Annotated in this window: 16 protein-coding genes; 9 read left to right on the top strand and 7 right to left on the bottom strand. The window is 59.7% G+C overall.

What is annotated here, in order from left to right:
* Window positions 1-582: MBL fold metallo-hydrolase (locus tag VN887_07420; protein ID HXT39836.1), on the bottom strand; the 582-nt coding region annotated here is incomplete at its 3' end.
* Between the two features lie 144 nt (window positions 583-726).
* Between VN887_07420 and VN887_07415 the strand changes: the two genes are divergently transcribed.
* The 7 genes from VN887_07415 (at window position 727) to VN887_07385 (ending at window position 6091) form a co-directional block, all read left to right on the top strand.
* Entirely contained in the window at window positions 727-1326 is a 600-nt protein-coding gene (locus VN887_07415; GenBank protein ID HXT39835.1) for an RNA polymerase sigma factor, read from the top strand.
* On the top strand, window positions 1323-1610 hold the full coding sequence (locus VN887_07410; GenBank protein ID HXT39834.1) for a hypothetical protein: 288 nt from the start codon (window positions 1323-1325) through the stop codon (window positions 1608-1610). Before VN887_07415 ends, VN887_07410 begins: the two co-directional genes overlap by 4 nt.
* The gene (locus tag VN887_07405; protein HXT39833.1) at window positions 1607-2008 is read left to right on the top strand and encodes a hypothetical protein; all 402 of its coding nucleotides are present in this window, start codon (window positions 1607-1609) and stop codon (window positions 2006-2008) included. Before VN887_07410 ends, VN887_07405 begins: the two co-directional genes overlap by 4 nt.
* Before the next feature lie 113 nt (window positions 2009-2121).
* Window positions 2122-3636 carry an efflux RND transporter periplasmic adaptor subunit gene (locus VN887_07400; GenBank protein HXT39832.1) on the top strand — a complete coding sequence of 505 codons (1515 nt, stop codon included), beginning with the start codon at window positions 2122-2124 and terminating at the stop codon, window positions 3634-3636.
* A 33-nt stretch (window positions 3637-3669) separates the two neighbouring features.
* Complete coding sequence (locus VN887_07395) at window positions 3670-4431, top strand: ABC transporter ATP-binding protein (GenBank protein ID HXT39831.1); 762 nt, start codon at window positions 3670-3672, stop codon at window positions 4429-4431.
* Between the two features lie 3 nt (window positions 4432-4434).
* On the top strand, window positions 4435-5649 hold the full coding sequence (locus VN887_07390) for an ABC transporter permease (protein HXT39830.1): 1215 nt from the start codon (window positions 4435-4437) through the stop codon (window positions 5647-5649).
* A 46-nt stretch (window positions 5650-5695) separates the two neighbouring features.
* Complete coding sequence (locus tag VN887_07385) at window positions 5696-6091, top strand: ApaG domain (GenBank protein HXT39829.1); 396 nt, start codon at window positions 5696-5698, stop codon at window positions 6089-6091.
* Between the two features lie 86 nt (window positions 6092-6177).
* Here VN887_07385 and infA read toward each other — a convergent pair whose 3' ends face one another.
* The gene (gene infA / locus VN887_07380) at window positions 6178-6396 is read right to left on the bottom strand and encodes a translation initiation factor IF-1 (protein ID HXT39828.1); all 219 of its coding nucleotides are present in this window, start codon (window positions 6394-6396) and stop codon (window positions 6178-6180) included.
* A gap of 367 nt (window positions 6397-6763) precedes the next feature.
* On the opposite strand from infA, the gene VN887_07375 reads away from it, so the two are divergent.
* Complete coding sequence (locus VN887_07375) at window positions 6764-7045, top strand: hypothetical protein (GenBank protein HXT39827.1); 282 nt, start codon at window positions 6764-6766, stop codon at window positions 7043-7045.
* Window positions 7046-7049: 4 nt separating this feature from the next.
* Window positions 7050-7448, top strand: coding sequence for a hypothetical protein (locus VN887_07370; protein ID HXT39826.1), 399 nt, complete (start codon window positions 7050-7052; stop codon window positions 7446-7448).
* 38 nt (window positions 7449-7486) lie between these two features.
* On the opposite strand, the gene VN887_07365 is transcribed toward VN887_07370, so the two are convergent.
* The 5 genes from VN887_07365 to VN887_07345 all read right to left on the bottom strand — a co-directional run.
* Window positions 7487-7882 (bottom strand): lipid-A-disaccharide synthase N-terminal domain-containing protein, encoded by a 396-nt coding sequence (locus tag VN887_07365; protein HXT39825.1) that lies wholly within the window; start codon window positions 7880-7882, stop codon window positions 7487-7489.
* A 129-nt stretch (window positions 7883-8011) separates the two neighbouring features.
* Window positions 8012-9100, bottom strand: a complete 1089-nt coding sequence (locus VN887_07360; protein ID HXT39824.1) for a TlpA disulfide reductase family protein — start codon at window positions 9098-9100, stop codon at window positions 8012-8014.
* A gap of 26 nt (window positions 9101-9126) precedes the next feature.
* Window positions 9127-9663: a TlpA disulfide reductase family protein gene (locus tag VN887_07355; GenBank protein HXT39823.1), complete on the bottom strand. Its 537-nt coding sequence runs from the start codon at window positions 9661-9663 to the stop codon at window positions 9127-9129.
* A gap of 25 nt (window positions 9664-9688) precedes the next feature.
* Window positions 9689-10480 carry a DR2241 family protein gene (locus tag VN887_07350; protein ID HXT39822.1) on the bottom strand — a complete coding sequence of 264 codons (792 nt, stop codon included), beginning with the start codon at window positions 10478-10480 and terminating at the stop codon, window positions 9689-9691.
* A gap of 137 nt (window positions 10481-10617) precedes the next feature.
* Window positions 10618-10746, bottom strand: a 129-nt coding sequence (locus tag VN887_07345; GenBank protein HXT39821.1) for an ATP-binding protein, incomplete at its 5' end; no start/stop codon positions are given.

Here is a 10746-nt window from a genome sequence, read left to right as displayed (position 1 = left end):
GTCGTCGCCCCCGCGCCCGACGTCACCGCTGAAAAGGATACGGTAAGAGCGGCCTCCTTCGCGGACGTCGAGGATGACCTGCGCGGAGCCGAGGATGTGTCCGGCGTCCCGGAACGTCACGGTTACACCGTCCATGACCGGAAACGGACGGCCGTAGTTGATTGAGACGAATTGGCGGACGGCTTTTTCGGCATCGGCGGCGGAGTAGAGCGGTTCGACCGGTGGCTGGCCCCTGGCGGCGCGCTTTTTGGAAACAAATTCGGCATCCGCCCTCTGGATTTCGGCCGAGTCTTCGAGCATGATGGCGGCGAGATCGCGTGTGGCGAACGTGCAATAAATATTTGCGCCGTAACCCTGGCGGCAGAGGTTTGGCAGGTTGCCGCAGTGGTCAATATGCGCGTGGCTGAGAACAACGGCGTCGAGCGACTTCGGGTCGAACGGAAAATTGCGATTCCGCTCGATGGATTCGTCGCGTTTGCCTTGAAACAGGCCGCATTCGAACAGCAGCCGCCGTTGATTCAATTCCAGAAGAAACATCGATCCGGTCGTCGTGCGGGTGGCGCCGAAGAAGTGGAGTTGCATGGGGCGAGGATGGCGGCCGGCAGGACATGTTCAAAGTCCAAACTTCGCTATCGCATTCCGGGGCGTTCCCGGGCATAAAATGCCTGCCGCGCCCGTAACCTCTTCGGAGCGTCGCGGGTCATCAAGCTATGTGCTTTTTCAGTTATGGAATCCTGCAAGGCTGAGGCTGGCCTGGACATGGCAGCCTGCCTGGACCGCGTGCGCCGGCGTGATGAAGACGCCGCTCGCGCGCTGGTGCAGGAGCTTTACCCACTGGTCATGAAGATTGTGCGCTCCCATTTGCCACGGCGGACGGACGAGGAGGATCTGGCGCAGATGGTCTTCGGCAAGGTTTTTGCCCATATCGATCAATACTCCGGCAGCGTGCCGTTCGAGCACTGGGTCTCACGGGTGGCGGTGAACACCTGTCTCAATGCGCTGCGGTCCGAGAAGTGCCGGCCGGAGTTGCGGTGGGCCGATTTGACTGAAGACGAGGCGGAAGTGATGGAGAAAGTCGCGGTCACCTCGAAGGAGCCGGACCCATTCGAGCAGTTGACCGTGCGCGAACTGGCGCACAAAATGTTGGAAACGCTCCTGCCCAAAGACCGGCTGATTTTGACGATGCTGGATCTGGAAGAACGCTCCGTGCAGGAAGTCACAGAAATGACCGGGTGGAACGCGTCGCTGATCAAGGTCCGGGCGTTCCGGGCGCGGCTGAAGTTGAGGAAACAATTTGCCCGGGTAGTGGCGGAGGAACGGCGATGAAGCACGATTATTGGAAGCGGCTGGCGGACGCGGCGCGGCGCGCGCCTCCGGAACCGCCCGCGGAAATGCCGTTTGGCTTCGACACACGGCTTCTGGCCTGCTGGCGCGCGCGGCGCGAGGGAGAGGAATCGCCGCCGTGGGCCGCCCTGCTGCGCGGCGGGCTGATTTGCGCCGGCGTGATCCTGTTGTTGAGCGTGGTGGTGAATTATCAGACGTTAAGAGAACGCGAGCCGGGCTCGGTCGCGATCGCGGACTCCGCGCTGCGTTTGAGCATGCTGCCATGAGCCAGTTGACCAAAAACAAAATCATCGTGTATCTGGCCGCGATTTTTCTTGTCGGCGGGATTACCGGAGCTGTCCTGGGCTGGACCGGCGCCAAACAAAAGAGCATGGAACGGCTGACGCCGCAAAAAATTTGCGCCCGGTTTCGCGACCGCCTGCAGGCCGATCTGAACCTGACACCGGAACAGATGAGGCGGATTGATCCAATCCTTGAAAAACGCGCGCAGGATATGGAATCGGTCCATGATCGCACGGTCAAAGAGATTGAGGACCTCGTCCGCAGCTCAAACGAGGAGATCGCCAAAGTGCTGGATCCATCGCAGCGGGAGAGGCTTGATCAGATGGAGAAAGAGCGGCGGGAATTCATGGGCAGGCGCTTTCGCCACAGACCGCCGGAGTGATCGGGATCTGGCCGCAGGAATCCGGTGTCATCCGCATCCAACAACCATCCTTTTGGGCAACGTCTCAACAGTGCAGTCAAGAACCTGCGCCACAAAGGCGGGACCGGCATTTTATGGCAGCTAACAAAAAATCGAGCATACTGAAGTGGCTGGTGATCGTCGTCGCCGTCGTGGGGGCGGGTGTCGGCGGGGTCGCCTACTTCAGGAAGCCGAACGGCGGACCGGTGGATTTCAAGACGGTGGTCGTTGCCAGGGGCGAGATCACGCAGGCCGTGACCGCCAACGGTGCGCTAAACCCGGTCCGTACCGTCACGGTCGGCAGCCAGATCTCCGGGATAATCACCGAACTCAAGGTGGACTTTAACTCCCGGGTGCGTGAGGGAGATGAACTGGCAAAGATTGATCCGGCCACCTACGAGCGCGCTCTGGCCCGTGCAGTGGCCGATCTGGCCAATGCACAGGCCGGATTGGAACTGGCGAAATACAACGCCAAACGAGCCAAGCAGCTGTTCGCCGACAAACTCATTTCCGAATCCGATTTCGAACAGGCAGATGTGGCGTTGCAACAGGCCGACGCCAATGTGAAGATACACCAGGCTTCCGTGGACAGCGCCAAGGTTGACCTCGACCGCACGACGATCGTCGCGCCCATCAGTGGCATGGTTATCTCGCGAAAAGTCGATGCCGGGCAGACCGTCGCGGCCAGCTTCAACACACCCGAATTGTTCACCATCGCGAACGACCTGACGAAAATGCAGATCGAGACGTTGGTCAGCGAGGCCGATATTGGCGGCGTGCAGGAAGGGCAAAATGTCAGGTTTACGGTGGACGCATTTCCTGGCCGAAAATTTTCGGGGCGAGTCAATCAGGTTCGTTTTGCGCCGATTACAAACCAGAACGTCGTGACTTACACGACGGTCGTCGAGGTCGACAACAAAGACCTCAAGCTGAGGCCGGGAATGACGGCCAACGCCACGATCATCACGGCACAACGCACGAATGTTCTCTATGTTCCCGACGCCGCGCTCCGTTTTCATGTGCCGGACAACGCCGTGATTGGCTCCACCAACGATGCCGTTGCCAGGGCAGCTGGCGGAACCGCCCCTGCCTCAAAATCTGAAAAAAAAGCAGAAATTGCCACGAGCGGACCGTTCGCCGGCCTGCCCATTCCGCCCTGGCAGGCAGGGGGCGAGCGCCGGAGACCCACAGAACAGGAACGCTCCGAATATGAGGCTTCCCTGACGCCCGAACAGAAGGAAAAGTACCAGCGGATAATGGCGGAGTTTCGCGCCCGCTTTGCTCAGAGAGCCCAGGGCGAAGGAGGAGGCGGTCCGGGCACCTCGGGCGGGGGCGGCGGGATGTTTGGTGGCGGCAATCGCAACAGCAGCCAGAACGAGGGGCCGGCCATTCGGAAGGTTTACGTCCTGGACAAGGAACGTTCGACGCCGGGCAGGCCGGTGCTTACCGTCGTGACGGTCAAGACGGGGATCAGCGACGGCACCAACACCGAGGTGCAGGAGGGTTTGAAGGAAGGGGACGTTGTCATCACCGGCACGAGCACCGTCGCCACGACCGCCGCGCCGGCAGTGAACCCGTTTCGGGGACCATTCGGTGGTGGGCGGCGGTAATCTGCGGCGACATGTGACCTGAACTTCCCCAACGTGGCGATACCCGTCATCCAGCTCGAAGATTTTCGCAAGACCTACGTAACCGGCGAGGTCGAGGTTCACGCTGTGCGGGGGGTTACGCTTTCCATTCAACCCGGCGAGTTTGTCGCCATCATGGGCGCGAGCGGGTCCGGCAAAAGCACGATGATGAACACCCTGGGCTGTCTGGACCGTCCGACCAGCGGGCGTTTTCTGCTCGACGGCGTGAACGTCGGCGAATTGAATCGCGATGAACTGGCAAGTCTGCGCAATCGGAAGATCGGGTTTGTTTTCCAGGGTTTCAATTTGCTCGCCCGTACCACCGCGCTTGAGAACGTCGAACTGCCGATGCTCTATTGCCGGCCCGGGATACGGGGACGCGACCAGCTTGACCGCGCCGGGAAGGCGCTCGCCCTTGTCGGTCTCGCGGATCGTGCCGACCATACGCCGAGCCAGCTTTCCGGTGGACAGCAGCAACGGGTGGCCATCGCCCGCGCGTTGGTGAATCAACCCAAACTGCTGCTTGCGGACGAGCCCACCGGCAATCTCGATTCCCGGACGAGCATCGAGATCATGGGCATTTTCCAGCAACTGAACGACGAGGGAATGACGGTTATCATGGTGACTCACGAGCTTGACATCGCGCGTTACTGCCGGCGTGTGGTCGTTATGCGCGACGGTCTGGTCCGCAGCGACGAGACCGTGAAGGACCGCTTCCTCGCCACGGAAGAACTGGCCAGGCTCGACTCCGAACACAAAGCCGTCCAACTCACCTGAATCATGCTTGCAGTTTTCAAGATCGCCCTGCGTGCGCTGCGTCGGAACGTTCTCCGATCGTTTCTTACGATGCTTGGCATTATCGTCGGCATTGCCGCGGTGATTGTCGGTGTGAGCATGGGGACGGGAGCAAAGGCTGAAGTGGACAAACGCATTGCCAGCATGGGACAGAATCTCCTGACCGTGTTGTCGGGCAACATCTCCCGCGGCGGCGTACGCGGCGGATTTGGCATGGCTCCCAACCTGAAGCCCGAGGATTACGAGGCCATTCGCAGGGAGGTTTCCGGCGTCACAGCCGCCAGCCCGGAAGTCCGCGCCTCGGTGCAACTGGCGGTCGGCAATCAGAACAGCTTTGTTCAAGTCCTCGGCGTCAGCGCTGAATACCTGACGGCGCGCTCCTGGCCGCTGCGCAGCGGCGAAAACTTCTCCGAGACCGATGTCCGCAACGCCAGCAAGGTCTGTCTTATCGGCAACACCACATCCACGACGTTGTTTGGTGAAAGCGTGGATCCGGTCGGCCAGGTCATTCGCGTCAGGAATGCGCCATTCACCATCGTCGGCTGGCTCGAGTCCAAAGGTTCCGGCAGCTTCGGACAGGATCAGGATGACGTCCTGCTCGTGCCCTACACCAGCCTGATGAAACGGCTCTCGGGTGACACGCGGTTCCGTTCGATCTTCGTACAGGCCGAATCCCCCGAGTTGATTGCCGACGTGCAAAATGACATCACCACGCTCCTCCGCCAGCGCCACCAGATTACTGAAGGCAAGGATGACGACTTCATGGTCAGGACGCAGCAGGAGACAAGTGATTTCTTCAACGCCAACAACCGTATCATGACGATCCTGATCGGCTTCTTTGCGGGCATTTCACTCGTCGTCGGCGGCATCGGCATCATGAACATCATGCTGGTCAGCGTAACCGAGCGAACGCGCGAAATTGGCATCCGGCTCGCCGTCGGCGCGCGCGGTCGCGACGTGCTTCGTCAATTCCTGACTGAGGCGGTCTTGTTAAGTGTCGTCGGCGGCGCCCTGGGGATCGGAACCGGATTCTGGCTGGCGCCTTTGCTGACCAAATTTGCCGGATTCCCCACGCTCATTTCGAACGCTTCAGTGATCGTGGCGTTTACCGTCAGCGCGATCATCGGCGTCGTGTTCGGCTTCTTTCCCGCGCTCAAAGCAGCCCGCCTCGATCCGATCGACGCCCTGCGTTACGAGTAGATTTCCCTTGCTTGGCGCACCGGCCGCCTCAAGCTATTCTTTCCGCGTGGCTGCTTTGGAGAAAATCGAGGAACTTCCGGGTTTGCGGGTGACCGTGGACCGGGTCGTTTATCAGGCGGACGCGCCAACACCGGCAGAGCGACCGCATTGTTTCGTCTATTACGTTACCATTCACAACGACAGCAACCGTCACGTGACCATCAAGGGCCGCAAATGGGTGGTGACCGACGATAGTGGCGGAATCACCGCGGTGGAGGGAGACGGCGTTGTCGGGCAGTTCCCGACCCTGGAGCCGGGCGAGAAGTTCAGTTACAATAGCTTTCACCTGTTGAGCGCGCGTTCTGCCGTGGCCGAGGGAAGCTATCTAGGCGTTGACGCGGAAGGGAGGAAGGTGTTGACGCGCATTCCGCGCTTTGGGATGACGGTGCCGGAGAGCGCGTGAATCGCAGCGGTTCGAGGAATGGTAGGCGTGACCGGGTAACGGGCACGCGGGCACCGTCTTTCTGAGTGAACTGTCCGACAGCCGAGCTAGGACTCGCGGTAAATGACGCGCGCCTTGCCCAGATCGTAGGGAGACATCTCCACTTTGACTTTGTCGCCGACGCTGATGCGGATGAAATTCTTGCGCACTTTTCCTGAAATATGCGCGAGGACTTCGTGTCCGTTCGGCAGCGATACTCGAAACATCGTGCCCGGCAGCACTTGCGTCACGGTGCCCGTTAGTTCAATTGGGTCTTCCTTCGCCACGCGAATTATTTCTTGCCGGAAACCGCGTTGTCGTCAACCGCTGAAATGTGCGCCAACCTTCGCAGTGGGAACCACATCTGCAAGTGTGTCGCGCCGATCTGGCCAGCTGACTGCTCGCGTCTCCAACACCGGGCGCCTTTTTGCCATTCAGGCACAAGTGAGCTCGTGGAGCGGTCGTTTTCCGCTTTGCCCTTTAACGGATCGTTTTGGTCGAAGGGATTTGCGATGGCGCCCGGGTGCTTCAGCCCGTCAGCTCAGATTTCAGACGTGCCGGACCGAAAAAAGGTTCCACGATATCCGAATGACCGGGTGTCAAAAACAAAATGGACAAGCGCCGAGGCCGATCAGTAGAGTGGGCCGTAATGCTATGAAAAGCGGTTCATTCTCGGCGGTTTTGGCTGGCGTGCTGGTCGTCGCTGCATTTGCGGCCGCGTGGCAGGTGTCGCGTTTGTATTTCGCAACGCGCCAATTGCGCGGGCTGCAGCCGTCGGTCATGGATGCCAACAACCGGTTGAACCTTGCCCAGGCGCTGCTGAACGACACTCTGGAATACAGCAAGCGTAATCCCTCCATCGACCCGCTTTTGGTCTCTCTTAATCTCAAAACCAATTCGACCGGCGGCGCCACACCCAAACCCGTCGGTAAATAATCGCATGATCGAACCGGACAATCCTGTCGTCGCTCCGGGAATGGCCCAGCCATCCGCAGGGCCCGCTTCCCAGCGGGAATTGCATGAGGAACTTCAGCGGTTGAGATCACTGTTCAACACGACCCTGCTGGCCACGCTCCTGTTGAGCGTCGCTGTCAACGCGTTTCTGCTTTACCAGTACCGCATCATCCGCGCGGAATTGGACGGTGCGCGGAGACTGACTCAGGAATTTCAGACAACAAAGTGGCCTCTGGTAAACAAGCTGGTCGCTGGCTTGCAGTCTTTTTCCCAGACGCATCCGGACTTTACTCCGATCCTGGAGAAGTACGGACTTAAATCTTTCCCAACCGATCAGGTGGCGCAACCGGGACAGTTCCCGACCCCCGGTCAGTCCGGAAAATAATTCGCCGCGGCTCGACGGGATCAAGGGCGCGCCCGGTTCTACGTGATCAGCTTTGTCCCGCACTTCGCGCAGTAGTTAGCCGACGGCGGGGAATCCACTCCGCACGCGGGACAGTTCAAATGCGCCTCTTTATGCCGCCGGTGGATGATGAGATTACGAATGTAGGGAATCCAGGTGAAGGCGTAGGCAAAAATGAACACCGAGTCTCGCTTGTAAAAGAGGGCGTAACAAAGGAGGAAGAACGAGCCGGCCAGACTCAACCACCAGAACGCCGTCGGCACCACGACCTGCTTCTTTCTTTCGGTCGCATACCACTGGACGAAGAAGCGGGAGAAGAACGTCGCATTGCCGAGCCAGCCGATGGCTTTCCATGCGTTCCATTCGATTCCGAGAAAGTTTCCATTGTGCCAGAGCAGGTTCGCCAAAGAGTCCATGATCGCAGGCGCATTTAGCCTTACGCCGTGCGGACTGACAAATGAATTCCTGTTCCCGTTGGGTGCCCGGTGATCCGAATCAATGCGCAATGCGCCGGAGCCGTCGCCTGATGGATACGGGGCGAAGGACTATTCCGCGAGCATCTTTTCCACTTTGTCCACGAGATCTTCGCGTCCGTTCACGTCGCGGAGGACGCCCTTTTTGTCCACGAGCCACATGGTGGGAATGCTGTTGATTCCAAACTCGCCACCGAACTTGTTTTGCCAGCCCTTGCCGTCAAAGTACTGCGGCCACGTCATTCCCTTCTTGCCGGTGAACTCGGTGAGTTTGTCTTTTTCCTGATCGAAGCTGATGCCCACGATTTCAAATCCTTTGGGATGCAGTTTTTCATAGGCGGCAACCACGTTGGGCACTTCGGCCACGCATGGCCCGCACCAGGTGGCCCAGAAGTCCACAAGCACCACCTTGCCGTTCAGCTTCGCGAGATCCACCTCGCGCCCGTCCACCGCCGTGAATTTGACGGCCAGAGGCTTGCCGATGGCGTCGAGTTTTTTGAGCAGTCCCTTCGCGCCCTCTTTGACTTCGTCAGGCGCCGGACCGTCCATGATCTCCTGCGCCAGCTTGCGGGCTTTCCCGGCCTCCGCGTTGGAGGCCACCTCCAGAAGCATTCCGTAAACTTCCGGTCGCTTCGGAAATTCCTTTTGCAACTCGCGCGCCCCCTTTTCGAATTCGTCCAGGACCGCCGTCATGCCTTCGGGCTGCTTTTTCATCGCCGCGCGTTGCACGGCGCGGGCGCGGAGTTCAAAACGCTCGTCGTCGCTGAGGCCCGGGTCCCTGGCGTGCTCGACCTCCAACGCAGCCAGTCTGGTTTCGACATCAGCGTTGCCCAGCCGCGACGCCGTGGAAATCATTTCGTACTCTTTCTTCCGTGCCTCGGCGGCCTTTGGGTGATCCGGGAACCGTGTGTAAAAATCCTTGGCCTTGTCGGCCGCCTCGGCGGCCAGCTTGCCCTGCCGTTGTTGATATTTCTCGATTTCTTCGGAGGAAGGGCGGTTGGTCTGCCATTCCGGCGGCGGCGAGGGCGGGCGCAGCGCTTTCTGCAATTGTTTCCAGGCGGTATCGGCGTCGTCGTTCGCCGCTTCGGCCGCAATTGACATGATCGGCGCGCCGGCGGCAAACACGGCCGCCAGCACGAACATCTGCAGTTTGGATTTCATAAACGGTGGTGTGAAGTGGGCGGAGGCTATTCCGCCAGGAGCTTTTGCACTTTGTTTTCGAGGTTCTCGCCGGCATCGATGTCGCGCAGCACGCCCTTCTTGTCCACGAGCCACATGGTGGGAATGGACTCGATTCCAAATCGTGTACCCATCTGATTGTCCCAGCCTTTCCCGTCAAAGTACTGCGGCCAGGCCATCTTCTCCTTCAAAACAAAAGCCTGAAGCGCGCTTTTCTTTTCATCGAAACTGATGCCCACGATCTCGAATCCCTTGGGATGAAGTTTCTCATAAACCGTCTTCACGTGCGGGACCTCGCGAACACACGGTCCGCACCAGGTGGCCCAGAAATCAACCAGGATGACTTTGCCGCGCAGTTTCTCGACATCCACGGCGCGCCCGTCCACCGCCGAAAACTTGATCGCGAGCGGCTTGCCGACCAGATTGGACCCGGGCGCTTTCTCTTCCGCGGCGTTCAACGCCAGCGCCGCCGCCGAGGCCACGGCGCCGAGCCGGCAGAAAGCGAGCAACTGCCGGATCGCAAGGGGTCGAAGGAAATGTTTCATAGACTGGATTGAGCGTTACTGGTCTTTATTCTTCCGGGCTAACTGTAGGCGATATTGGCAGGGCCGCAAGTTTTTCCCTTAGCAGCTGCAGCCGTCGCGGGTTTGCTGGCGCGTCGAAATCGGCCTCACGCAAGCCGCCTTCGGGATGCCGGAGCGCGATTTCCACCGCCGCCATCAAGGTGGCCGTTTCACCGGGAGAAAGTTCCAGTTTCATTTTTGCTTCCTGTTCGATGCGTGCGGCTTTGCGGGCAAATTCCAGCAAAATTGCGCAAGGTTCAAGACAGGGAATCAGGCTTTTGTCATCAACTGTTTCCGGAGTCAATCCGCTCACGATCCAAAGCCGGCGCTTCAAACAAAAACTCCGGTGACAGCACGCGCGCGCGACCCGCTCTGTTTGCGTATCGCTCAGCATCGTCGTAACGCGGTACATGCCGGTCTGGCGACCGGTGAAGTCGCGGAAATTCGTCACCGGCGGGAGCGGCGACTGTGCCGCGAACCAGTCGGCGAGTGCCCCGGGGTAGAGCCGGTTCACCGCCGATTCCAACTCCGCCTCATCCCGGGCTGCGCAGTGCCAGCCCGTTTGTAGCGTGGGCGCGGATTTCAACGGGCGAAACGCCCCGCTTGCGGTGAATTGCGCCATGGCACGCAGGTCATCGAGCTTCAATTCACGCAGATCCCGCGCGGGCCTCCCGCGGTCTTCCAGGTGCCGCAGTTCAAAGGTCCGTCCTTTGGCTGTGATCACGATTTGTGCGAGCGTCAATTCGCTGCCGATTTGCGTGACGAAGGCTTTCAGCGCCGGATTGACGAAGGCAGACACGGGCAGGAGGCTAGCCGATCCGGCCTTTTTGAAAACGCAAATCCTCCTGCGACGAAAGACCGGAGCGCGAGGCCGGTTGCGATCCCCCCGGATCGCCCACGAGGGACGCGCGCGACGCCCACCGTTTGCCAGGGGGCTCACTTCGCGCGGGGCTTTGGCAATCTTAAGCTGACCGTTGTCCCGCGCCCCGGCTCGCCCTGAATTGAGAAACTGCCCTGGTACAATTCCGTCAGTCGTTTGGTGATGCACAGCCCAAGACCCGAACC

It is taken from the genome of Candidatus Angelobacter sp., assembly GCA_035607015.1.
Taxonomy (GTDB): domain Bacteria; phylum Verrucomicrobiota; class Verrucomicrobiia; order Limisphaerales; family AV2; genus AV2.
Note: the sequence above shows the minus strand (reverse complement) of the source record. Positions and strands in the feature narration are given on the sequence as shown.

What these genes read in the sequence shown, in the direction of transcription:
- VN887_07415 (HXT39835.1), top strand. Translation starts at nt 727, where the DNA reads ATGGAATCCTGCAAGGCTGAGGCTGGCCTGGACATGGCAGCCTGCCTG.
- VN887_07410 (HXT39834.1), top strand. Translation starts at nt 1,323, where the DNA reads ATGAAGCACGATTATTGGAAGCGGCTGGCGGACGCGGCGCGGCGCGCG.
- VN887_07405 (HXT39833.1), top strand. Translation starts at nt 1,607, where the DNA reads ATGAGCCAGTTGACCAAAAACAAAATCATCGTGTATCTGGCCGCGATT.
- VN887_07400 (HXT39832.1), top strand. Translation starts at nt 2,122, where the DNA reads ATGGCAGCTAACAAAAAATCGAGCATACTGAAGTGGCTGGTGATCGTC.
- VN887_07390 (HXT39830.1), top strand. Translation starts at nt 4,435, where the DNA reads ATGCTTGCAGTTTTCAAGATCGCCCTGCGTGCGCTGCGTCGGAACGTT.
- VN887_07375 (HXT39827.1), top strand. Translation starts at nt 6,764, where the DNA reads ATGAAAAGCGGTTCATTCTCGGCGGTTTTGGCTGGCGTGCTGGTCGTC.
- VN887_07370 (HXT39826.1), top strand. Translation starts at nt 7,050, where the DNA reads ATGATCGAACCGGACAATCCTGTCGTCGCTCCGGGAATGGCCCAGCCA.
- VN887_07365 (HXT39825.1), bottom strand. Translation starts at nt 7,882, where the DNA reads ATGGACTCTTTGGCGAACCTGCTCTGGCACAATGGAAACTTTCTCGGA.
- VN887_07360 (HXT39824.1), bottom strand. Translation starts at nt 9,100, where the DNA reads ATGAAATCCAAACTGCAGATGTTCGTGCTGGCGGCCGTGTTTGCCGCC.
- VN887_07355 (HXT39823.1), bottom strand. Translation starts at nt 9,663, where the DNA reads ATGAAACATTTCCTTCGACCCCTTGCGATCCGGCAGTTGCTCGCTTTC.